Source organism: Neptunicoccus sediminis (assembly GCF_001719615.1).
Taxonomy (GTDB): Bacteria; Pseudomonadota; Alphaproteobacteria; order Rhodobacterales; family Rhodobacteraceae; genus Amylibacter; species Amylibacter sediminis.
This window is the reverse complement of record NZ_MDVX01000001.1, coordinates 135,339-157,802: the sequence shown is the minus strand read 5'-3', so window position 1 is coordinate 157,802 and position 22,464 is coordinate 135,339. Positions and strand designations below refer to the sequence as shown.

Sequence of the window (22,464 nt, the reverse complement as noted above, 5' to 3'; positions counted from 1 at the left end):
CCGATGCGGGGATTAGCGGCCATTGGCCATTTGAATATTCGTTAAAACACCATTAAGGCAGAATAGATCTCTATTCGAGAAGCTTGCATTTGGGGAATACTGCCATGTTTCGTGTTGCTGTTACCATTCTGTCGCTGTTGTTTGCGGTGTCAGCCTGTACCGAGGTTGATCCGAATCAGCGTCAGGTGTTCCGGATTTCTGCCGGTGATGTCTCTAAAATCCAGTACCGCCATCTGGATGCGGTCAATGCTGTGCGTCAGGCGCAGGGGTTGGAAGCGGTACAACTGTCCTCGCAGTTGAACGCGGCTGCCAAGACCCATGCGCGGGATATTTCCAGACAGAACCGTCCTTGGCACTTTGGTTCTGACGGGTCCAACCCGATCCAGCGGGTGGAGCGGGCTGGCTATCAGGGCCGGATGTTGTCTGAAAATATCTCGGAGACGTTTGAAAACGACCTTGAAACGCTAGACGCCTGGATGCGCGATCCTGTAACACGGGCCGGCATTTTGCATCCGCAGGCGCGCGGTCTCGGGTTCAGTTGGCATCAGGACAGCAACGGCAAAATCTGGTGGGTCCAAATCCTCGGGTCGTAAGCCCCGACCCAAAAAACTGCCGCAAAAAAAAACGCGCCCTTGAGGCGCGTTTTTCGTTTGAACCAAAAGGCCGCGTTATTGCCGGATATAAATCGGGGTCCCGTCCTGCACCATGGCGTAAATGCGTTCCATTTCTTTGTTCGTCACAGAGATACAGCCAGCGGTCCAGTCGGCCTTGTTTTTATCCTTGAACAGCACCGGCCCGCCATGGATGAAAATATCTCCGCCCGGTGACTCGCCCAGAGCGGCTGCCTTGGCGCGGTCCTGATCGTTGGGGTAAGAAATCCCGATCGACAGGTGAAAGGCGCTGTTCGGATTGCGCCGGTCGATGAAATACACCCCTTCCGGAGTTTTCCCGTCGCCTTCAAACTCTTTGTGACCCACGGGGGCGAAGCCCAGATCCACATCAAATTCTGCCAGCGCTTTGGTGCCGTGCAGCAACCACATCTTCCGGTCGGATTTATCCACCAGAACCTGCGTCACCTGTGGTCCGTTATACCGTTTGAATTTGGACGGAGAGCACGCCGACAGGGCAATGGCGGCTGCCATCAGCAAAGCTACAAAACGCATTCTTATAGACCCTTTATTCCACGTTCCATCTGCGCCCGTGATTTACGAGCCCGTTCCGTTGCGCTCTTCAATTGTCCACAGGCGGCCATAATATCTTCGCCGCGCGGTTTGCGGATGGGGCTGGAATAGCCGGCCGCATTGACGATGTCGGCAAATTTATGGATCCGGTTGTTCGAGGACCGCTCATAAGGGGCGCCGGGCCAGGGATTGAAGGGAATCAGGTTAATCTTAGCGGGGATACCGTCGATCAGTTGCACCAGACGGCGGGCGTCTTCGTCGCTGTCGTTCACGTCTTTCAGCATGACATATTCAAAGGTAATCCGCTCTGCGTTGGACAGGCGCGGATAATCGCGGCAGGCTTGCAGCAGTTCGTCAATTTTGTGCTTGCGGTTGATGGGAACCAGCTTGTCCCGAACGTCATCCGTGGTGGCATGGAAAGAGATGGCGAGCATACAGCCGATTTCTTCCCCGACGCGGTAGATCTCGGGGACAATGCCCGAGGTGGACAGGGTAATGCGCCGGCGGGACAGGGCAATGCCGCTGTCATCCATAGCGATCTTCATCGCATCGCGCACATTGTCAGTGTTGTAGAGCGGTTCGCCCATACCCATCAGCACGATGTTGGACACCAGCCGTTTTTCACCGGGGGCGATGTCCCATTCTTCCAGATCGTCCCGCGCCACAAGGATTTGCCCGACGATTTCCGCAACCGTCAGATTCCGCACCAGTTTTTGCGTGCCGGTGTGACAGAACGAACAGGTCAGCGTACACCCCACCTGCGAGGAAATGCACAGCGTGCCGCGATCGGTTTCAGGGATGTAGACGGCCTCAACCTCATGCCCGCCCTGAATGCGCAGCAGATATTTGCGGGTGCCGTCTGTAGACACTTGTTTGGTCACGATTTCGGGTCGTGCGATCTGGAAATTCTCAGCCAGGGTTGCCCGTATATCCTTGGACAGGTTGGTCATTTCATCAAAACTGCGCGCGCCTTTAACGTAGAGCCATTGCCAGATCTGGCCGTGGCGCATCTTTACCTGCTTTTCCTTGATGCCCACATTGACCAGCGCCTCTGTCAGTTGGTCGCGGGTCATGCCGACAAGATTGGGCAAGGCGCTGCCGTCCTGCTTGCGCGGGATGGTCAGTACGTCTTGGGTAATCGGAGCAGCGGGTTCGGATGCGGACATATTGGAAACTCTCATTGAAAAAACCCCCAATCACGGGGATTGGAGGTTGGTATAGCATGTTTCAGACATTTGGTAGACCCGCCGGAGTCAAATAACCGTCAACGCGGGGGAATGCCTGTGTTTTGTCGGCTGCTGCGGCTCAGCTACAGCGTTTTTCGGCTTCTGCCAGTGCAGCGGTAAAGCCGCTCAGGGAGAAAGTGTCTTTGGTTTGTGTACCGCGCTTGGATTTCGCGGTCATGATTGCGGATGCGCCACGTTTCAGCGCCTCGCGGATTTTCTGATCGTCATTTGCCGTGGCAGGCCAGGCGTATTCCCCGTCTACGAACAGGTCAAAGCTGGCGTCACCTACCAGCATATTCACAGGCTCGTCCGGATCGAAAGGATAGCCGCCGGAAAAGGAGACCTGCCCGTTGATGCCATTGGCCGGACGGTATGTCACCCACAACAGGATGTCGCCGCGCCGTGCGGAAACCACTTTACCGCCACGGGTGTTCACCACTTTGGTCGGTTTGGAGACAACCCAGCATTCTTTGGTGGGTTGGTCTTCGACAAAGACCGACCAGTCGGTTTTGGCGTCCACGCGGTTGGTGGAATCCTGTGCATAGGCAACGCTGGCTGCTGCCAGACAGACGGCCATAAAACCACATGTATATGCCATTGAACGGAACATTATTTCCCTCAGCCTCCGCGCCTTAGTGTGTGCTGAAACAAGTACAGACTGTTGTCTCATCATTGCGATGGCCCTTTTCTACGAAAATAATGTGGTTTTCTTGTGGCCTTTCTCCTATCCAAATGTCAGGTAAATGACCAGTAGCATGGCAAAAAAGTCGCAGAAATCGGCGGAAAATGGAGCATAAACATGGGCGAATGGGTGAATGTGGCGGAAGTGTGGCGCGGAGATATTCTGGAGTCTGTCCATCAGGGCCGTGCCGTTGTCTGCGACTCACGCGGGGAGGTGATCGCTGCCTGGGGGGACATTGACGCTGTAACCTACCCGCGGTCTTCGTGCAAAATGCTGCAGGCATTGCCCCTGATCGAGAGCGGAGCCGCCGCGCGGTTCGGATTAACGCCAGAGCAGTTCGCCCTTGCCTGCGCGTCCCATGAAGGTGCGCATGTGCACACAGACCGTGTGTCGAAATGGCTTAGCGATCTGGATCTCGGAGAGCCGGACCTGCGGTGTGGTCCGCAGTTCCCACGCGCGAAAGAAGAACAGGAAGAGCTGATCCGTGCGGGTCGCAAACATGACCGCACCCACAACAACTGTTCCGGTAAGCACAGCGGTTTTTTGACTCTAAACAAACACTTGGGTGCGGATGCCGAATATGTAGATCCGGAACATCCGGTGCAAAAGGCGATCCTGACAGCCTTTGAGGAAATCACCGGAGAGACATCGCCGGGGTATGGCATTGATGGCTGTTCCGCGCCCAACCACGCCTGCACGCTGCGCGGATTGGCGACAGCGATGGCGCGGATGGCTGATCCTTCGGGGCTGGGAAAAATCCGCGGGCAAGCGGCGCAGGATCTGGTCTCAGCGATGAAAGCGCATCCTGATCTGGTGGCAGGTCAGGGTCGCGCCTGTACCGAGTTGATGGAGGCAATGGACGGGCGCACAGTCGTGAAAACCGGCGCGGAAGGTGTGTTCATTGCGATTCTTCCCGAGCGGGGATTGGGTGTCGCGCTGAAAATTCAGGACGGCGCGACACGGGCGGCCGAAACCGCCATAGCCGCGCTTCTGGTGCGTTTGGGCGTTGCTGATCCGGCCCATCCTGCTGTTATCAAACGGCTTTGCCCGAAACAGTATAATTTTGCCGGATTGGAAACGGGCCGGATTGCACCGGCTTCCGCGCTTTATGCGGAAGGTGCGGCGATCTGATCGAAACGTGCTTACCATTCCTTAAGGAATAGCGGTTAATCCTAGGATTGACGGGACAGTTGTCCAAACCCGCGCTTCCGGTTTACACCCCCCTGTCCGGATCGTACTGCGGATACATCTGTCTCCGGCCCTCTTCCGGTTGCCCCCACCGGATGGGGGCGCATTTGCCTGAAGCCGTGCCTTGCTGTGTGACAGTCCGGGTTAATCCCGTGGTAAGGTTTACGGCTCAGACAAGTGTTCGGTCACATAGTCGAGGGCTTGAAACAGGGTTGCATCTGCCTGCCGGATCAGTCTTCGGCTGATGGATGCGATTGCGACGTAATCATTGTTGTCAATCGCGCCCGCAAGATCACCGGCTACCTGTGCAAAACTGATCAAGCCGATCTGCCGACTGATCGCGATCAGACTGTTGGCGAGTCGGCCCGCCGCTGCCAGATCCCCGTTGGACAGGGCGGCTTCCAGACTGTTGAGCCGGTCGGAAACTTCGCAGGCGGCACGCTCTACCACCTCGCGGCTTTGCCCCTGCCCGAGACTCGTCTGCAATGTATCAAGTGCAGTCTTTTCCAGCGCTGCCCGCTCTGTCAGCATCAGGCGCTCAACCTTGTTTTTTTTCATTGATGTTAGCATCATTTTGGTCCCACTTTCTTCTCTAGTCCCCAAGCCGGAAACTAGGGTGGAGATGTTTCCAAAATCTTACCTGCTAAAATTGAAATGGTTGTAATTTTGCCTAAAGTTTAGGAAAAGACTGCAAAACCACAGGAGTTACGCGCAATGGAATTTGCCAAACCGTTACCAACTTCCCTCGTCAAGCGGTACTATGGCTGGCGGGCAACGACCTATTCGGAAAACAAATCATGGTATATGAAACTGGCCGATGAAGGTCAGCATCCCCGTGGCATGATAATTTCCTGTTGTGACAGTCGCGTGAATGCAACCTCCCTGTTTGGCGCCGATACGGGTGAGTTTTTCATCCATCGCAATATCGCGAATCTGGTTCCCCCGTATGAACCCAACCGCGACTACCACGGCACCTCTGCGGCGATTGAATATGCGGTCAATTCCCTGCGGGTGGTGAATGTAATTGTCATGGGCCACACCCAATGCGGTGGTGTTGCGGGCTGCCATGCAATGTGTTCCGGACAGGCCCCTGAAATGGACGAAGACACCAGCTTTGTCGGTCGCTGGATGGACATTCTGCGCCCCGGATATGATCGGGCGGTGAAGGTTTCCGAAAAGGAGGAAGAGCAGATCAAGGAACTGGAACGCCAGAGTGTTCTTGTCTCTCTGGAAAACCTGATGACCTTCCCGTTCGTGCGAGAGCGTGTTGAGGCAGAGGACCTGACGCTTCACGGTATTTCGGTGAACATCAAAAGTGGAGAGATGACCCACTACGACGCAGCCCAAGGGCAGTTTACCGAGGTTTGATCTTTGCTTCGGGTTCAACCCGAATACCCCCAAATGTAAAAAGCGACCTTTCATCCGAAAGGTCGCTTTTTAGTTTAATTGCTTAGAAATACACCATGTTACCGTGGAACAGGCATTTTCCCGACAGGCCATTTCATCTGGTATTCAAACAGGACTTCCCGAGTTGATCCGGCTTCCAGATCCAAATCCCAAACCAGTACGCCACGTTTGCCGTCGCGGTTTAATTCGTCCGGTGCAGGCGTGGCTTGCAGTCGAATTTTCAGGTCTTCATCCTCGGAAGTGGGCACAACGTCGAGCAGCTTGACCGGCAAATTATAGTCCAGCGCAGAATAGAGCGTGGTTCTGTAGGACTGGTTAATTTCGGATTTAGAGGCAATAAACCCGCTATCCCCTTCTGCAACGCCAAGAATATCCCGTTGCAGACGAATGCCATAGAGCGGCCCCAACCCGATCGGTTCAGTCTGGTTCGGGCGCAGGCGGGGCAGATAGCTGGTCCCGATCGGTGTACCGTCACGGGACAGGTCCACTTGCCCGGCCAGAAGAATACCGCCTGTGTCATTTTCAAGATCGGTATAGAGGAACGCGTTTTCGTCCCGCGCCGCATTCGCCATCCCGTAGAGATCGGCCGGGAAGACAAGTGTGTCGATGTTGAAGGTACTGGTTGTCGTGCTCCAGTCCAGACTGTGCCCGCCGCCCAGATCAAACAGAAGCGTCTGGCCGGCAAAATTTGCGCCGGTTGGTGCGTCGCTCACCTCTACCATCGCTGTCGCCGCTGCCGGAGCCTCCACCCGCATGTCGCCGCTGTTGTAGTCGCTGATGACAGGTGCAGATTTACGGGCCTTCGACTCTTCCACCAGCCGCTTTAGGTCGGGGTAGGGAATAACCGTTCCGGTACTGTCCCGCAGGTTGGCAGTGGACAGGGTGATCTTGACGTCGTCCCAACTGTGCAGCGGTTTTTCCCCCTCGCGGAACACGGAGACCTTGGCCGAGCGGTGTAGCTCCAGCGTGCCTTTGGCGCCGGTCTGGGTCAGATCGGCCGCGTATGTCGGCTGCCAATAAGCGGGTTGCAGGTTGTCATATTCCACGGTCGTCGTTTGCGGCGCGGTGACTTCGATCCGTGTGGTAATCTGGCGAATTTGCTCATGGCTGCGCGGTTGCAATCGCTCTACGATGTCTTGGGCATGGGTCAGATCATCCTGCAATTCGCGGCGGCGGGGCTCCATAGAGTCCAGCTCGGTCTTGATGGCAGCAATGCGTTGTTGCGCAGCGCGGGCAGTTTCGCCAATCGCATCCGCAACGGCGGTAATCTGGTCCGCCTGGATCGCGTCCCGTTGTCCGGCCAAACCGGTTTCGGCGGTGCTGCGCACAAGTTTCAGTTTCAGTTCAGCAGCCAGCAAAGACGCCTGATTTTCCTCATAACTTTCTTCAAACGCGCGCAGCGCGGCGCGGGCCTTATCGCGCGCATCAATGGCGATTTTCAAACCGGCGGATGGCGCGCGCCGGATTGGGGGCGCGTGGAAGTTTGTGGCAGATTGAGAGATAACGCGGATGCCATCCGCGCCTTGAAACTGTACCTCTGGCACGAAGCTTTCATAACCGCCAAAAGGCAGATATGCGATCAGACTATGGGTGCCGGGGGCTAAAGTCACCGGCGCGGAATAGGTGATGATACCGCCCTGACCGGTAATCAGCGCCTCCGTCACCTCTGTTTTGAGGATTATAGTATCAGCGAAGACAGGCAAAGCTGTTGTTGCGAACAATGCGGCTAAAATTGGTTTCATTTCTAATCCCGTTCCGTTGAGGTGATTGCCTGTCAATCTATGCCGGTGCAATGGAAACTCAACCCGCGGCACCGAATTGGCGCGTCTTGGACGACCCGAAAATGAAAGGCCCCGCCTGCGGATGCAGACGGGGCAAGACTGTCAAAGGGGGAGCGGTATCAGTTGCGCAGTGTGCCGATAATAAAGCAGCTGCCATGGACGCCCCGTGTCGCATTACAGGTCGCGAGCGCGGTTTTGCGAGCCAGTTTCAGATCTGCGGAAGAGGAGGCGGCCACGGTGATTTCGGGTCCGGGCTGGTCGCAGTTCAGCTTTTTGGCATTGCGCACACGCGGTGCGGCGTAGACTGTGAAAGCGGGTTTGTTGATAGATTGCGTTGCCAGTTCTGTGATTTCTTTCGCGCAGAGCCCTTTGGGTACGGCAAGGGTTACTTTGTCACGCGAAGCGGCAAAAGCGCCAGAAACTGGCATGGCGAGAACGGACGCAGCCACGGCTGCGAAAGCTGTGAAACGGTAAACGTTCATTGTCGGTTTTTCCTGAGATAAATCGGAGAGCAATCCGTTAATTCTTGTCGCTTCCGATTTCGTTGAATTAGGGCCAAATTACGATTCAGACAACAAAATTTTCAGGAGTGCTTTGCGAACCGCGAAGACAATGTTTTTGTTGCAATATTGTCGTGATCGCTTTGAAATAAAGGGTTTTTGCGCACGTTCCAGGCCATTTTCTGTGGTGTTTTGGTCACAATACACACCGCGCGGGGGACCGGAATGCGCAAAAAAATGCCCCCCGCACCAGTGTGATGCGGAGGGCAGAAATTCGGTATTCTGCGGAACGGGCGTTAACCTTTTTTCAGGACCCGACGGCCCAGCAGTTCGGCAATTTGCACCGCGTTCAGTGCTGCACCTTTGCGCAGGTTGTCAGAGACGCACCACAGGTTGATACCGTTGTCGATCGTGCTGTCCTGCCGGATGCGCGAGATATAGGTGGCGAATTCTCCGACACATTCTTTGGGGGTGATGTAGCCGCCGTCTTCGCGTTTATCCACGACCATGATCCCCGGTGCTTCGCGCAGGATTTCGCGGGCTTCGTCTTCGTCCAGATAATCCTCGAACTCGATGTTGATCGATTCAGAGTGGCCGACGAATACCGGAACACGCACACAGGTCGCTGTTACCTTGATCGACTGATCGAGGATCTTTTTGGTTTCGGCAACCATCTTCCATTCTTCTTTGGTATCGCCGGAGTCCAGAAACACGTCGATGTGCGGGATTACGTTAAAGGCGATTTCCTTTGGGTAGACGGATGGCGCAACTTCCTGACCCGGGACGTACATGCCCTTGGTTTGGTTCCACAATTCGTCCATCGCACCCTTACCGGAGCCGGAAACGGACTGATAGGTAGAGACAACAACCCGCTTGATTTTGGCGCGGTCGTGCAGGGGTTTCAGCGCAACAACCATCTGTGCTGTCGAACAGTTCGGGTTGGCGATGATGTTCTTCTTGGAATACTGCTCAATCGCGTCGGGGTTACATTCCGGCACAATTAGCGGCACATCCGGATCGTAGCGGTAGAGCGACGAGTTGTCGATTACCACACAACCGGTTTTGGCAGCGACGGGCGCGTATTTTTGTGTCGCTTCAGAGCCTACAGCAAACAGGGCAATATCCCAGCCGGTGAAGTCGAAAGTGTCCAGGTCTTCCGTCTTAACCGTCTTGTCGCCAAAGCTGCACTCCGTTCCCTTGCTCTTGCGCGATGCAAGAACGGCAAGTTCGTCTACGGGGAACTGGCGCTCGGCCAGAATATTCAGCATTTCGCGGCCCACATTGCCAGTGGCGCCTACGACAACAACACGGTAGCCCATGTGTATAACTCCTAGGTTTTGACGCTGTGCCCCGAGACCATTGTCCGCTGGCGCACATCGTACATGATTGGACAAATCCCCAAAGGGACGCGGCCTCATAACTGGAAAACAGCCTAAGGGAAAGGGGCGCGGGGCTATCTGCCCGCTTTACCGACCGGATTCTGTCTAAAACGTGAAGTTTCTGGCAAATAATCCGTAAAATACGGCATAAATCCTGCGCATTTCACATCCGGCTCTTTTCTTTTCGTTCAGATTTAATGCCTAAGCCCTAACCCGAACCAGTGGTGAGGGAATTTTATATGGCAGGTAAAAAATTGGACCGCGGATGGGGGCCAAGTGACGGGGTCCTGATTACGGGCACTCGGAAAGGTGAAACGATAGTGGGGTCCGAACCGGCGGACACAAGTTCGGGCGGGCCGAAAAACGCGGTCGTAATGACGGACAAGACTGTCGGCACTGCGGCCTTCGACCTGTTCACGGATGGCTGGTCTTACGCGGATCGGATTTGGTCCTACACGCCAAGACTGTTCGAACAGACGACGGCCGGATTTACTGTCTTGAATGACGTGATCGGCGCGGGCGGCGGCGGCGATGTTGTGCGAGGAAAGGGCGGTGACGATCTTTTGTTCGGCAACGCTGGTCGGGACAGCGTCGATGCAGGTACTGGCGATGATATCGTCTTTGGCGGTATGGGGCGTGACCGGCTATTCTTGGGCGATGGTGCTGATGTCGCGGCGGGTGGCAACGGCAACGACCGGATCAATTCCGGTGCGGGTGATGATCTGGTGTACGGGGACGGGTCTGGCCAAAACCTGCTGGCAACTTCTGTGACTGATACGCTTGCAAGCGATTTGGCGGCATATGGAAGCGGTGGAAACTGGGATGTGACCCACGACAGCCAAGGCGCGCGCATGTCCCAGAGCTTTGCGACAGAGAACGGGGCGTCTTATCAAATCTCTTTCGACCTCGCTGCAAATCTAAACGCAAGCTCCGAGGTGGGCGGCATTGCCGTATTTTGGAACGGACAACGGGTCGGACGGTTTGACGCTGGCGATGGCGTTTACACCACCTATTCCATTGACGTTCGCGGCGACGGAAAGATGGGGACACTTTCGTTCAAAGAGATCGGCTTTGCGACAGGGGACAGACCCGAGGTTCGGACGGACGGGCCGATTTTCCTTTACGACTCGGTCGTGGAAATTAACGGGCGAAAGGTAGAGGTTTCTGCCTTTGCATCCGGACAACAAGGCGTGTTTCAGGTGGATAACGGCCAGTTAAGCCGGTTTGACGGCAGCAATGGTACTATCACACAGCTGGGGGACGGGGCAGGTTTTGGTGTCGATGCACTCGGGTATAATCGCCAGAACGACCTGCTTTACGGGATCGCGACGGGTGTTGGCGTGGACGATCGCGGCAAACCAGTCAGCGCCGGCGACCTTGTGCTCTATGACGCGCTTGGCGCGGTCTACCGCGCAGGGGCTACTGGCGCCCTGGCGGGCGGAGGAGGTTTCGACAGCTCTGGCAACCTGTGGATATTTGACAAAGGCTTGGACAGGATCACCAAAGTGGATGTGGATAATTTTAACGCTTTTGGCGATCCGGTGGTGCAGCATTTTGATCTTCCAGCTGGTCTGTTTCCAAAGATACTGGGGGATGTGGCTTACAATGCCGCTGAAGACCTGTGGTATAGTGTCATCGCCCCTTCAGAAGCCGGAGCCAACGGCCTTTTGCTCCGCCTCGATCTGAAAAATCTGGAAATAGGCGGGTATCCGGAAATTACGTCCCTTGAGATCAATCGAACCATGACATCCAAAGGTTTTGCAGACGGAATGCCGCGCGGGGCTGTCTCTGCGGTGTTTCTCGACAGGGATGGCTCTCTTTACTTCAGCACGGGGCCCGCGGATCATGCCGGCACGACACCGGATCAGGGGATGATCTATCAGGTTCACGCTGATTGGAACGGTGGAGCAGCCTTCATCCGCAGTCACGCCCCGACCGATGCCGCCGATTACGACGATGGCGCAACGGACCCGCAGTCTGCGGATTTGTTCGCGCTGCGGGATGCGTATGCGCCGGTTTACGTGCAAAACGTGTTGGTACAGATGCAAGGGGGCGGCGATGACATTCTGCGGGGCGGTGCCGGAGATGATGAACTCTACGGTGGACCTGGCGACGACAGGATTATGGGCGGTACCGGTAAAGACGCTCTGTCCGGCGGAGAGGGCGCCGACCGTTTGTTTGGCGGTGCGGGTCGCGACCGGATCACAGGGGAAGGCGGAGAAGATAAAATCAGGGGGGGCTCGGGCAAAGATCACCTGTTCGGCGGCGCTGGCAAAGATAAATTGACCGGCGATGATGGCGACGATGAATTACAGGGCGGCGCTGGCGCGGATAAACTTTTCGGCGGCGCGGGGGCTGACCGGATTGAGGGCGGCCAAGGGTCTGACAACCTCTGGGGCGGGGGCTATACCGGCGACAGCGACAGGGATGTGTTCGTTTTCCCTGCAGCCTCCGGTCGGGATTACATTCACGATTTTGATGTCGCGCGCGACCGGATCGACCTTTCGGCCTTCTGGATCGATTGGTCCGAACTGCGGGAACACCTGCTCGACCAAAGCTGGGCAATCGTGATTGAACTTTACGCTTTTCCCGGAGGCAGCAGTGGCGACAGGATCATTCTACCGGACGTGGATCTGGCCGATCTGGGGAAAGACAACTTCATACTGTAGAGGAAATCGGGCGCATGGACCTGCATTAACCGCAGCGATTCGCATGATCGTTCAGGTGTTTCAGAGCACCCGCCCAATCCGTGGTGGAGTAGGTTTCAGCAGCGCACACCCCTTCGGTGTGGAGCCTGCGCCTTTGCGTGTCAGCAAGCGCGATTGAAGGCAGAACCGGCGGATTAAATCTTGCAGTCCGACAAGCGACTCCACAAAATACTGGAGAGAATGGGCATCACCGCGAGACAGAGTTGGAACAACCGGCGGCGGGATTGCAATCTTTTGGTGGGGTATTGAATGACACTTCTATTCGCTGCGGCGTTTGTCACAGGGCTGGTCGCCGGTTTCGTGCTGCTGGCTTTGATGCTTGCGTTTTACGGTTAAATTCACCGTAGTCCGCGCAATGTTTCTGTTTCATGTGAAACGATAACTTCAAAGAATTATTAAGATTTTCGGGATACACAGGCCGCTGAGGAGGTTCCACAACGGCCTGATCTTTATCAGCTCATCGCAGACCCGAACAAGTTCGGACCGGTAATCAGATGGATGCCGCCATCCAGCGGCAGGATCGCCCCTGTCACATAGGCACCCGCCTTGGAGCACAGGAACAAAGACGCGCCCTGCACGTCGGTTGAGGCACCGATCCGCCCAAGAGGAACGTCGCCGCCAACGGCCTTGGCTTGCTCTTCCTTTGCGGTGGCAAAGGCGGTCATCTTAGACTGGAAAGGTCCGGGGGCCAGCGCATTCACAGTGACCCGCTGCCCTGCCAGTTCCTTGCCCAGAATTGCCGTCATGTGGTGCACGGCCGATTTCGACGCGGAATAGCTGTAGGCGCCATCGCCCAGCGGATGTTTCCCCATAACCGACCCGAGGTTCAAAACCCGCGCCGGATCTTCATCGCTGGCAGTCTTGATCAGAAGCGGCAGCAATTGCTGTGTCAGATGGAACAGACCGGCCACATTCACATTCATCACCTTTTCCCACGCGGAATGGGGGAACTGCCCCAAAGGTGCGCCCCAGCTGATACCGGCGTTATTGACAAGAATGTTCAGCGTGTCTGTGCGGGATGTGACCTCGGCCACGATAGCGTCGATGCCTTCCTCGCTGGATACATCACCGGAAAACGCCTCCACGCTGCCCGCGGGGTTTGTTTCGTTGATGGCGGCTGCGGTTTCTTCCACTTGGTGCAATTTGCGCGAGCAGATGATCACCCTTGCGCCGGCCTGCGCAAATCCCGCGGCCATCATTGCGCCGATGCCAGAGCCGCCCCCCGTGATCAGTGCGGTTTTCCCCGAGAGGCCGAAAAGTTCGTTAAGCATATTGTCTCTTCCCTGATTGCCGTAGCGTGTATGTTGACAGCTTATGCCCTGGCCTATTGTGATGCCAAGCTAATTGCCGCTTCGACGCGGCGTCAAACTCAGGAGCACGCCATGGGCGATTTGCCAGAACAGACTTTTGCGATCATTCAGAAACTCGACGGCTATTCCGGCAGGTCCGAAGGCCCGGCTATTTCCGATGCCTCTGTGTATCTGGAGGAGGCAACCCTGCCGATGCCCGAACCGGCGGCGGGGCAGGTTTTGATCAAACTGCGGATGGCTTCGGTCAATCCGTCCGATTTGCATTTTATCAAAGGCGAATATGGCCAGCCCTGTGTGAAGGGCGCCCCCGCCGGCTTTGAAGGGTGTGGCGATGTCGTGGCGGCCGGCGCGGGTGCCGAAGGTCTGATGGGGAAGCGGGTTGCTTTCGTTGCTGCCGGTTCCGGCGCTTGGTCCGAATATTGCGTGACACAGGCGGCCATGTGCATCCCGCTGCATCCGGCGGTAAAGGATGAAGACGGCGCGGCGCAGATCGTGAATCCGCTGACTGCAATTGCGATGGTTGATATTGCAGAAAAGCACGGCGACTGTTTCGTTATCTCGGCAGCGGCAAGCCAGCTTGGGAAGCTGATGATCGGACTGGCACGGGACAAGGGGTTGAAAACGATCTGTCTGGTGCGCCGTATGGACAGCGCCGATGCCCTGCGGGATTTGGGGGCGAGCGAGGTTCTGGATGTTACCGCCGATGATTTCGAGGCGAAATTCGCCGCCGCCAGCCGCGCGTTAAAACCGAGAGTTTTTCTGGATGCGGTGACGGATGCAATTTCTGAAAAAGTCTTTGTCGCCATGCCGAACAACGCGCGTTGGGTGACGTATGGCAAGTTGAACCCCGAATTATTCCCGATGACCCAGATGGGGCAGTTGATCTTTCAGTCCAAAGTGATTGAAGGCTTCTGGCTGACCCGCTGGATGCAAGACAATGGCGCGCTGATGGCGGATCTGGCGAAAGAGGTGCAGACCCGTTTTGCCGACGGGCGCTGGTCTACCGATGTGGCGACCTATCTGCCGCTGCGCGACGTGGTGTCCGGACTGGCGGCTGCGACACAGATCAAGGACGGTAAGATCATGATTACGCCCTGATCCTGTCGGGCAAATTTTTGGCGGGGCGATGTCAGGATCGCCCCGCCAAACCCCAAAAGGGGTGGCCTTGCAGGCCTTCCGCCGAGGTTCTCGTCCCGAAACCATTTCCTCCCAGAACGGTTGGTGGAACGCTGCGGCGAAACTGAATTTTATAACCGGCTCCAGACCTGTCCGTCACAGATGCCGCCTTTGCAGCCTGTAACGTGAAGTGTGCTGCCTCTGAGTTGCATGGAGGCCTTGGCTTTGACGTTCAGCAACGGCACATAAACAGTCCCGTTCTTGTATTCGCCATTGCCCACAGGCTCTATTCCCCAGAAAAGTTCTTTCCCTACGTGCTTCGTCTTAACTTCTTTTCCGTTCGAATCAAACGCCCGGATCACTTTTCCGCAAAGTTTATCGCCACATTCGCGGATGTTAATATGGGAAATCAGTTTTTTGCGGTCCGGTTCCGTGCGCCACAGACCCAGCGCCGGATCATTGGCCGCGGCAGGGGATGTTGTGACCAGAACAGTAAAAAGGATCGCAAACAGGGTATGAACGGGTGGGTTCATGGCAAACTCTCAGGCAGAAAGATCGCTTGCGCATAGTCAGGAGTTTGACCTGCGGGCAAAGAGATATTTATGCGATTCCCGACCCCAATACAAATCACTAAATATTACATAATTCTGACAAAGGTTAATATTTACTGTTTTGAAACAGGGGCTTGCTGCCCCCGTACCCCCGCGGATATTTAATGAAAATGGATGGGACTACCCAAGCAGTGCGCGTGTCAGGGGGGAGTCCGGCTCCGATAGCGGAGCGATGACGGAGAAGTGGTGTTGGTCCGGAGCGTAAACATCTGTGGCCTTGATTCCGGCGCGGGACCATTTCTCGGCAATCAGGCGGTTCTGGCGCAGAAATTCCGGTCGTTCGGCTGCACCGACCCAGAACGTGATCGAGCAATCGGACCGCGCGTCGAGCAGGGCGGGGCTCTCGCTTTCGGCCTCTGATTTGTCCAGTTTAAGTGTGTCGTTCATATCTGTTTCAACCAGAGGCCGTAAATCATGCAGGCCGGAAATCGAAATTGTATGGGCGATTCGGCTTTGTACCGCAGGGGATAAGCCGCTGTTGGTGCAGTTCATTCGGGATACCAGATGTCCTCCGGCGGAATGTCCTGTCAGGCGCAGCGGGCCGGTGGTGATAGCGGCGATGGCGGTGACGGCGGCGGCGATTTCCTGTGTGATCTTGCTGATGCGGGCCTGCGGTGCCAGCGTGTAGCCCGGAAAGGCAACGGACCAGCCCTGTGCCAGCGGTCCGGCGGCCAGATGGGACCAATAATTTTTGTCAAGCTGGTGCCAGTAGCCGCCGTGAACGAAAATCACCGTGCCCTTGGAGGGGCCGTCCGGGTGAAACAGATCGAACAGGTTGCGCGGTTCCGGCCCGTAGGCGCGATCCAGCGTTGCCCCGTTTCGGGTCGCGCGAAAGGCAGCGGCGCTTTTGGGCCATTGCTCCAGATAGCGTGCGGCATCATCGATATAGGCGCCATTGGCGAAGGCATCGTTCCAGTCAATCATCAGTCGTCTCCCCTTGGGCAAGTTTGAGCATGGTTTGCGCGAAATGGAAACCGTATCATTGACGCCGCGCCCGTTTCGGGTGAGGTTCCCGTGAAGTTCGAGTCAGCAAAAGGGCTATGCCGTGAACACTGTTTTTATCCAGATCCGTTGCAAACCCGGCTCTACCTATCAGGTTGCAGATGAAATCGCCTTGCGGGAAAATTATGCAGAGCTGCATTCCACCAGCGGCGACTGGGATTTGTTGTTAAAACTTTATATTCCCGAGGGTGAAGATACGGGTCGTTTTATCAATGACTATATTCTGGACATTGAAGGGATCGAGCGCACCCATACGATTCTGACCTTCAAGGCGTTTTAGGGCGTTTTATTCTGCAAAGTTGCGGGCCTGTGCCGGAGTCATTCCGGTCCAGTTGTGAAACGCGCGGTAAAAGCTGTTGGGATCGCGAAAGGCCAGCAGGTAGGAAATTTCCTCGATACTGATATTGTCCATCCGCAGATAGTGCAGCGAAAGCTCTGAGCGGGTTGCGTCCAGCACCTTTTGAAAGCTGCTGCCCTCCCGTTGCAGATGCCGTTGAAGCGATCGTTTGGACAGATGGAGTTTCTGACAGGCGGCCTCGACCGAAGACTGTCCGCTTGGCAGCATTTCATAGAGAGCATCACGCAGCCGGTCCGCCGTGGGGGTGTTGCCGGTCTGTGCTTCAAGTTTGCGTTTCAGATCCGTTTCAAATACCGCCCAGAGGTTCGGATTTTCCGTCACCAGCCGCCGTTCCGCATCATCCCTTGCGATGGTTAGCGTAACATTTTCCCCGCGCGTGATCCGGATTCCAAGATGATTTTCAATGTCTTTCGTTTCGGCGGGCAGTTCCGGCAGGCTCGCCGCTAGGGGCACAACATGTTCCGCTGTGGTCGTGCGGATCAGTTCGACGAAAAACACCAGATCCATCGCGCCAAGCACTGCTGGCAGGTCGAGTTCCGGTTCGGTAGAAGTGATGGTCAGTGTCAGACGGGTTTCGTCGGTGTGAATATCCAGACGGATCGGCCCAATCAGCGGTTTGAAAATCGCGATCCGGTTCAATCCGGCCTGTACGGTATGAGAGCAGGTAAAGGCCAGCACCACGGATCCAAAAATTCCGTGCGCCAGCGATTTGCCGAGGAAAACCGACAGATCGGGCTTGCGGTATTCTTCTGCGGCGGCGTCCCAGAGGGCGAAAATCTGGTGGGGCAGCAAGCCGCGATCGTCATGGTCAAAATAATCCGGCGGCAGTCCGGCGCGGCGCAAAACCGACTTGGGGTCGATCTTGAGCAGGGCGCACATGGTCTGCATATCCTGTGCAACATGATATCGGGTGCGTTTGTTCATAGACATGAGTGTATAGCGTCCGGCGTGGTGTGAAACGGTTTCGCGACAATTTGGCACTCTTTGCTAGTAAACTGGCGCAATATGCAAGTAACTTTTCCCGCGCAGGCGTTATATCTCTGGGAACGCAGACTGGAAGGATACACAGTGAAGTTAACTGTAAACGGGGCCGAGCATTTTATCGATGTGGAGCCGGAGATGCCACTGTTGTGGGTCTTGCGGGACGAATTGGGCATTACCGGCCCGAAATACGGTTGCGGAATCGCCCAGTGCGGCGCCTGTACCGTGCACATCGACGGGATGGCGGTGCGTTCCTGTTCTGTCGAAGTGGGCGCGGTTGAGGGTGAGGTGACTACTATCGAAGGGCTTGGCACACCCGATAGCCTGCACGCGGTGCAGGCGGCGTGGGTCGAACATCAGGTGGCCCAATGCGGCTATTGCCAATCAGGGCAAATCATGGCGGCGGCGTCTTTACTTGAGATGAACAGTGATCCTACGGACGAAGATATTGACGCGGCCATGTCCGCCAATCTGTGCCGCTGCGGGACCTATCCGCGCATCCGTGCGGCGGTGAAAACCGCTGCTTCCAGAATGAACGGAGCTTAAACATGGGACGATTGAAAACCATCGGGCGGCGGGCGTTTCTCGTCGGCTCTGCCGCGGTCGTCGGGGGCGTTGCGTTCGGGTTCTACCTTTATAAAAAGCCGGTTGAAAATCCGCTGCTGGAGGATCTGGCCGAAGGCGCGGCGGCGCTGACCCCATATGTCAGGGTTGACGCTGACGGTGTGACGCTGATCACGCCGCGGGCGGACAAAGGGCAGGGGGCCTATTCGGTTCAGGCGGCGATGATTGCCGAAGAGCTGGATGTTGAACTTGACCAGATCAGGGTCGATCCGGGCGTGCCGAGTCCGGCCTATTGGAACACCGCCCTTGCAGCTGAGGCAGTGCCTTTTGCGGCGACCGATCAGGGCGCTATGGCCACGGCGGCGCGCGGGACTGTCGGTGCTGTGATGAAGATCATGGGGATGCAGATCACCGGCGGGTCAAGCACAGTGGCTGACGGGTTTGAAAAACTGCGGATCGCGGGTGCGGTGGCGCGGGAAACGCTAAAGGCAGCGGCAGCGCAGAAAACGGGCGTTGCGGTGGCGCGGTTGCGCACGCAGGGCGGGGCCGTGATCCTGCCTGATGGTAGAGAAATTCCCTATCAGGAACTGGCAAGCGAAGCATCGCAGATCGCGCCTGTGACAGAGGTTGCCCTGCGCCAGCCGGCGCAGTGGCGGCTGATCGGAAAGCCGATGTTGCGGGTGGATATGGTGGCGAAATCTACCGGCACGCTCGACTATGGCATTGATGCGCGACTGGACGGCATGGTTCATGCGGCTGTGGTTCTCAACCCCCGTCAGGGTGGGGCGCTGAACAGCTTTGACGCCAGTGCTGCCAAGGGTATGCGCGGTGTGAAAAAGATCGTGCCGGTAACGGGTGGAGTTGGCGTGATTGCCGACAACACATGGCGTGCATTTCAGGCTGCCGCTGCGGTGGAATGCGATTGGGGGCCGGCGGTTTTTGCGCCCGAGATGGCGGATCATTGGGCAGAGCTGGAGCAGGCTTTTGACACCGATCCGGACAGTCAGGGTCGCGATGACGGGGATGTGGAGAATGCGCTGGGCGAAACGCCGCTGACGGCAGAGTACCGAGCGCCCTATCTGGCCCATGCGCCGCTGGAACCGATCAACGCGGTAGTTTTGATTAAAGACGGACGGGTTGACGTCTGGACCGGCACGCAGGTCCCCCGTTTCACCCAGAACAACGTCGCCGCCATCGCAGGGGTAGAGCCGGAACAGGTGCATATTCATGCACAGATGATGGGCGGTAGTTTCGGCCACCGTCTGGAAGACGAAGTGGCGCGGCGTTGCACCGAACTGGCGATGGAGATGCAGGGCGTTCCGGTAAAGCTGACGTTCTCTCGCGAGCAGGATTTCGGCCATGACTACCTGCGTCCCGCCGCCATTGCGCGGATGCGCGGCGCTGTGGCGGAGGGAACGGTAAAGACGCTCGATCTGGCGGTGAGCGCTCCTTCCGTACTCGCTTCACAAATGGGCGAGCGTCAGGGGATGGCGATGCCCGGTCCGGACAGTTCGATCTCTCAGGCGTTGTGGGACCAGCCTTACGGAATTGAGAACTACCGCGTCACGGCGCATCGCGCACGAAACATGGCGCCGGTAAGCTCATGGCGTTCTGTCGGGGCTTCGCAAAATGCCTTCTTCCATGAGGGTTTCCTGAGCGAGTTGATCACGGCAGCAGGCGGCGACCAGTTAGACCAGCGAATTGCGCTGTGCACCGATGATGTGTCGCGCAGGGTTCTGCAAACAGTGGGTGATATGTCGAATTGGGGACGTGATCTTGGGCCAAATCGCGGGCGCGGTGTGGCATTCTGTATGTCCTTTGGCACGCCCGTTGCCGAGGTGGTTGAGGTCACAAGCACGCCGGAGGGCATCCGGATCGACAATGTTTTTGTCGCCACGGATGTGGGGCGTGTGATTGATCCGGTGAACTTTGAAAATCTGGTGCAGGGCGGCGTTGTCTTTGGGTTGGGACATGCGATGAACTGCGAGATTACCATTGCGGATGGTGGGATCGAGCAGACGAACTTTCATGAATACGAAGGGATGCGTATGTATCAGTGTCCGCGCATCACCGTTAAGGCGCTGGAGCAAAACAGCCATATTCGCGGTATTGGAGAGCCTCCGGTGCCCCCGGCGGCGCCGGCTTTGGCCTCGGCGATCTTTGATGCGACAGGGGTGCGGTTGCGTGAAATGCCCTTCAACAAGTTCGTGGATTTCGTATGAGAGCGGCTCTGACCCGTGGGCTGTTGGCAGCAGCCCTAATTTCACCACTGCCTGCCCGTGCAGAAGTTCAGGTTCCGACAGGACCAGCGGTCGGCATAGTTTCGCAACAGGAGGGGCTGGAGGCATGGGACCGGATTTTCGCCGTGGTTTCCCATCCCCGCTGCGCCAATTGTCACGTCGGGCCAAGCGATCGGCCTATGTGGTCAGGTGACAGTTACGGGCGTACACGGCCCCATGGCATGAACATCCGCGCCGGAGAAAGCCGGATCGGGGCGGAAACCCTGCCCTGTGCAACGTGTCATCTGGGGAAAAATTCCGACGTGGCCCACAGCCCGCCTGCGGTGCCGGACGACTGGCGGCTCGCACCGGTGGAGGCCCATTGGTTCGGTCAATCTGCGCCGACAATCTGCAACCAATTGCGCGATCCTGCGCTTAATGGCGATCGCACTTATGCCGAACTTGCAGAGCATTTGGGCCATGATGTGATCCTGCACTGGGCGTGGGAACCGGGCGGCACCCGTGAACCGGCACCCGGCACGCTGCACTCCCATATGGAGGATATTCTTGTCTGGGGGGCCGCCGGGATGCCGTGCCCGCAATAGGGCAGGCACAGTTCCTAGCTCTTTTTGGCGTTGGTGCCGGCTTGCATCCCGTAGAGGAATGCCTCGACAATTGCCGGACCATCCGCAGGTGGCGGACGCTTACTTACGGGAACCGGTGGATGGTCTTCCGGCGGCATCCGCCGTTCCCCCGCCGCGGCGATGCCAACGATCAGGAGTCCAATACCGAAATAAGCGAAGCCAAGGACGGTGGCGGCAAACACTGCGCCGTAAACCAGCGATAGATGCAGCCATAAACTGAAGGTCAGGAAGGCCAGGCCGACAATCATTAAAACGGCACCGCCGCACAGCAATCCCGCCCGTCGGGCGGCGCGTGCGGCGGCGTGTTTGAATTGGGTCAGCATATTAGCGGCGTGCGTTCAGCATACCCACCAGAAAACCAAGGCCAGCGGCAATGCCAAGGGCGGTGGCTGGCTGGGATTTCACGAAATCATTGGCCTGCTCATGCACTTCTTTCGCGCGGTCGGTGACAGCTTGGGCGGTTTGCGCCCCTTTCTCGCGGGCGGCGGCTTCAACGCGGTCTGTGGCGGCCTCCGTCAGCTCGGCGCTTTTAGCTTTGCCCAGATCGTTTATTGTGCCTGTCAGGGCGCTCAGGTCTTTGCGGAGCGTTTCGATTTGGGCGCTCAGATCGGCAACCGTTGCGTCTTTGCCTGAACCGTTTGCAGATGTGCGTGCCATGTCTGAACTCCTTCAATCTAAACATCATTCCGCACCTAACGCGCAACACCCCGTTTTGGTTCCACGGTTCCGGAAATAAATTTTCGGGAACTTCTCAGACTGCGACGTGTTGACTCAGCATGGAAGCGCCAACCACGGCGCAGTGATTAAAACTGGAAGGACTAAGTTATGTTGTATTGGGCTGTAATCTTCTTCGTTGTCGCGATCGTTGCGGCGCTGTTTGGCTTTGGCGGGATCGCTTCGGCATCGGCCGGTATCGCGCAGTTGCTGTTCTTTGTGTTCGTAGCGCTGTTTGTTCTGATGCTGGTTATACGCTTCATGCGCGGCGCATCACAGTAACGCGGCGATCCGCCCCGAATTGAACTGCGGCCTCTGTATTGGCAGAGGCCGTTTCTACTGACGAAAGGATCAAAATCATGACTTCCCCTCTTAATGTTGTTCCCTCCGAACATGACGTGAAATCCGGTGTGCGCAATGCGGATGCGATTGCGCAAGGATTGCGTGACGTGCTGGCAGATACTTATCGGTTGATGTTCAAGACACACGCCTACCACTGGAACGTGGAAGGGCCGCTGTTCTTCTCTTTGCACAAGCTGACCGAAGAGCAATACCAGAATCTGTTTGAAGCCGCCGACGTTCTAGCCGAGCGAATCCGCGCATTGGGCCAGCTTGCCCCGTCGCACCTGTCTACGCTGATGGAGCATTCCCGCATCAAAGATCTGGAAGGCCAGCCCTCTGCTGGCGAGATGATCGCGGATCTGGCGAAAGACCACGAAACGGTCGCACACCGGCTGCACGCTCTGACAAAACTGGCGGGCGAACATGACGATCCGGTAACAGAAGACCTCGCCACAGCCCGTGCTGCGTTCCACGAACAGGCTGTCTGGATGCTAAAGGCGGTCACGTCCAAATAATTCAGGGCAGTTAAGCAAAACCGCCCGCTGGACATA

The 22,464-nt window shown here is 56.7% G+C and carries 24 protein-coding genes; 11 read left to right on the top strand and 13 right to left on the bottom strand.

What is annotated here, in order from left to right:
- Nucleotides 1–104: 104 nt before the first annotated feature.
- Complete coding sequence (gene dalA, locus BFV97_RS00765; RefSeq protein WP_069298413.1) at nt 105–593, top strand: divisome-associated lipoprotein DalA; 489 nt, start codon at nt 105–107, stop codon at nt 591–593.
- Nucleotides 594–668: 75 nt separating this feature from the next.
- Here dalA and BFV97_RS00760 read toward each other — a convergent pair whose 3' ends face one another.
- From BFV97_RS00760 to BFV97_RS00750, 3 genes are all read right to left on the bottom strand, one after another.
- Nucleotides 669–1,163: a L,D-transpeptidase family protein gene (locus tag BFV97_RS00760; protein WP_108721606.1), complete on the bottom strand. Its 495-nt coding sequence runs from the start codon at nt 1,161–1,163 to the stop codon at nt 669–671.
- 2 nt (nt 1,164–1,165) lie between these two features.
- Nucleotides 1,166–2,362: a dual-specificity RNA methyltransferase RlmN gene (rlmN, locus tag BFV97_RS00755; RefSeq protein WP_425412250.1), complete on the bottom strand. Its 1,197-nt coding sequence runs from the start codon at nt 2,360–2,362 to the stop codon at nt 1,166–1,168.
- A gap of 124 nt (nt 2,363–2,486) precedes the next feature.
- A complete protein-coding gene (locus BFV97_RS00750; RefSeq protein WP_069298410.1) occupies nt 2,487–3,005 on the bottom strand; it encodes an invasion associated locus B family protein in 519 nt (172 codons plus the stop codon).
- A gap of 201 nt (nt 3,006–3,206) precedes the next feature.
- Here BFV97_RS00750 and BFV97_RS00745 point away from each other — a divergent pair, with 201 nt between their 5' ends.
- The gene (locus tag BFV97_RS00745; protein ID WP_069298409.1) at nt 3,207–4,220 is read left to right on the top strand and encodes an asparaginase; all 1,014 of its coding nucleotides are present in this window, start codon (nt 3,207–3,209) and stop codon (nt 4,218–4,220) included.
- Nucleotides 4,221–4,439: 219 nt separating this feature from the next.
- Here BFV97_RS00745 and BFV97_RS00740 read toward each other — a convergent pair whose 3' ends face one another.
- Nucleotides 4,440–4,835, bottom strand: a complete 396-nt coding sequence (locus tag BFV97_RS00740; RefSeq protein ID WP_083225437.1) for a hypothetical protein — start codon at nt 4,833–4,835, stop codon at nt 4,440–4,442.
- A gap of 156 nt (nt 4,836–4,991) precedes the next feature.
- On the opposite strand from BFV97_RS00740, the gene BFV97_RS00735 reads away from it, so the two are divergent.
- Nucleotides 4,992–5,645, top strand: coding sequence for a carbonic anhydrase (locus tag BFV97_RS00735; RefSeq protein ID WP_069298408.1), 654 nt, complete (start codon nt 4,992–4,994; stop codon nt 5,643–5,645).
- Nucleotides 5,646–5,743: 98 nt separating this feature from the next.
- Here BFV97_RS00735 and BFV97_RS00730 read toward each other — a convergent pair whose 3' ends face one another.
- The 3 genes from BFV97_RS00730 to BFV97_RS00720 all read right to left on the bottom strand — a co-directional run bounded on the left by BFV97_RS00730 (nt 5,744) and on the right by BFV97_RS00720 (nt 9,284).
- Nucleotides 5,744–7,426, bottom strand: coding sequence for a DUF4139 domain-containing protein (locus tag BFV97_RS00730; protein ID WP_069298407.1), 1,683 nt, complete (start codon nt 7,424–7,426; stop codon nt 5,744–5,746).
- A 158-nt stretch (nt 7,427–7,584) separates the two neighbouring features.
- The gene (locus BFV97_RS00725; RefSeq protein ID WP_069298406.1) at nt 7,585–7,947 is read right to left on the bottom strand and encodes a hypothetical protein; all 363 of its coding nucleotides are present in this window, start codon (nt 7,945–7,947) and stop codon (nt 7,585–7,587) included.
- Between the two features lie 314 nt (nt 7,948–8,261).
- On the bottom strand, nt 8,262–9,284 hold the full coding sequence (locus tag BFV97_RS00720) for an aspartate-semialdehyde dehydrogenase (RefSeq protein ID WP_069298405.1): 1,023 nt from the start codon (nt 9,282–9,284) through the stop codon (nt 8,262–8,264).
- Between the two features lie 434 nt (nt 9,285–9,718).
- On the opposite strand from BFV97_RS00720, the gene BFV97_RS00715 reads away from it, so the two are divergent.
- Complete coding sequence (locus BFV97_RS00715; protein WP_172827892.1) at nt 9,719–12,013, top strand: calcium-binding protein; 2,295 nt, start codon at nt 9,719–9,721, stop codon at nt 12,011–12,013.
- Between the two features lie 491 nt (nt 12,014–12,504).
- On the opposite strand, the gene BFV97_RS00710 is transcribed toward BFV97_RS00715, so the two are convergent.
- A complete protein-coding gene (locus BFV97_RS00710) occupies nt 12,505–13,323 on the bottom strand; it encodes an SDR family NAD(P)-dependent oxidoreductase (RefSeq protein ID WP_069298403.1) in 819 nt (272 codons plus the stop codon).
- A gap of 111 nt (nt 13,324–13,434) precedes the next feature.
- On the opposite strand from BFV97_RS00710, the gene BFV97_RS00705 reads away from it, so the two are divergent.
- Nucleotides 13,435–14,460, top strand: coding sequence for an alcohol dehydrogenase catalytic domain-containing protein (locus BFV97_RS00705; protein WP_069298402.1), 1,026 nt, complete (start codon nt 13,435–13,437; stop codon nt 14,458–14,460).
- 149 nt (nt 14,461–14,609) lie between these two features.
- Here the strand turns inward: BFV97_RS00705 and BFV97_RS00700 are convergent, their stop codons facing one another.
- The gene (locus tag BFV97_RS00700) at nt 14,610–15,011 is read right to left on the bottom strand and encodes a DUF2147 domain-containing protein (RefSeq protein ID WP_245667510.1); all 402 of its coding nucleotides are present in this window, start codon (nt 15,009–15,011) and stop codon (nt 14,610–14,612) included.
- 198 nt (nt 15,012–15,209) lie between these two features.
- Nucleotides 15,210–16,013, bottom strand: a complete 804-nt coding sequence (locus BFV97_RS00695) for an alpha/beta hydrolase (RefSeq protein WP_069298401.1) — start codon at nt 16,011–16,013, stop codon at nt 15,210–15,212.
- Between the two features lie 121 nt (nt 16,014–16,134).
- On the opposite strand from BFV97_RS00695, the gene BFV97_RS00690 reads away from it, so the two are divergent.
- A complete protein-coding gene (locus BFV97_RS00690; protein WP_069298400.1) occupies nt 16,135–16,371 on the top strand; it encodes an Lrp/AsnC ligand binding domain-containing protein in 237 nt (78 codons plus the stop codon).
- Between the two features lie 6 nt (nt 16,372–16,377).
- Here the strand turns inward: BFV97_RS00690 and BFV97_RS00685 are convergent, their stop codons facing one another.
- A complete protein-coding gene (locus BFV97_RS00685; protein WP_069298399.1) occupies nt 16,378–17,379 on the bottom strand; it encodes an AraC family transcriptional regulator in 1,002 nt (333 codons plus the stop codon).
- A gap of 138 nt (nt 17,380–17,517) precedes the next feature.
- On the opposite strand from BFV97_RS00685, the gene BFV97_RS00680 reads away from it, so the two are divergent.
- From BFV97_RS00680 to BFV97_RS00670, 3 genes are read left to right on the top strand one after another with little or no spacing between them, the layout of a single operon-like run.
- Nucleotides 17,518–17,976 (top strand): (2Fe-2S)-binding protein, encoded by a 459-nt coding sequence (locus BFV97_RS00680; protein ID WP_069298398.1) that lies wholly within the window; start codon nt 17,518–17,520, stop codon nt 17,974–17,976.
- A 2-nt stretch (nt 17,977–17,978) separates the two neighbouring features.
- Complete coding sequence (locus BFV97_RS00675; RefSeq protein WP_069298397.1) at nt 17,979–20,216, top strand: xanthine dehydrogenase family protein molybdopterin-binding subunit; 2,238 nt, start codon at nt 17,979–17,981, stop codon at nt 20,214–20,216.
- Nucleotides 20,213–20,818, top strand: a complete 606-nt coding sequence (locus tag BFV97_RS00670; RefSeq protein ID WP_069298396.1) for a hypothetical protein — start codon at nt 20,213–20,215, stop codon at nt 20,816–20,818. The genes BFV97_RS00675 and BFV97_RS00670 overlap by 4 nt, the downstream gene beginning before the upstream one ends.
- Nucleotides 20,819–20,832: 14 nt before the next feature.
- Here the strand turns inward: BFV97_RS00670 and BFV97_RS00665 are convergent, their stop codons facing one another.
- Nucleotides 20,833–21,180, bottom strand: a complete 348-nt coding sequence (locus BFV97_RS00665; RefSeq protein WP_069298395.1) for a phage holin family protein — start codon at nt 21,178–21,180, stop codon at nt 20,833–20,835.
- Nucleotide 21,181: 1 nt separating this feature from the next.
- Nucleotides 21,182–21,514 carry an ElaB/YgaM/YqjD family protein gene (locus BFV97_RS00660; RefSeq protein WP_069298394.1) on the bottom strand — a complete coding sequence of 111 codons (333 nt, stop codon included), beginning with the start codon at nt 21,512–21,514 and terminating at the stop codon, nt 21,182–21,184.
- A gap of 168 nt (nt 21,515–21,682) precedes the next feature.
- Between BFV97_RS00660 and BFV97_RS18355 the strand changes: the two genes are divergently transcribed.
- Together BFV97_RS18355 and BFV97_RS00655 are read left to right on the top strand one after the other, a co-directional pair.
- Nucleotides 21,683–21,853, top strand: a complete 171-nt coding sequence (locus tag BFV97_RS18355; protein WP_083225436.1) for a DUF1328 domain-containing protein — start codon at nt 21,683–21,685, stop codon at nt 21,851–21,853.
- A 77-nt stretch (nt 21,854–21,930) separates the two neighbouring features.
- Nucleotides 21,931–22,428: a Dps family protein gene (locus BFV97_RS00655; RefSeq protein WP_069298393.1), complete on the top strand. Its 498-nt coding sequence runs from the start codon at nt 21,931–21,933 to the stop codon at nt 22,426–22,428.
- Nucleotides 22,429–22,464 lie beyond the last annotated feature (36 nt).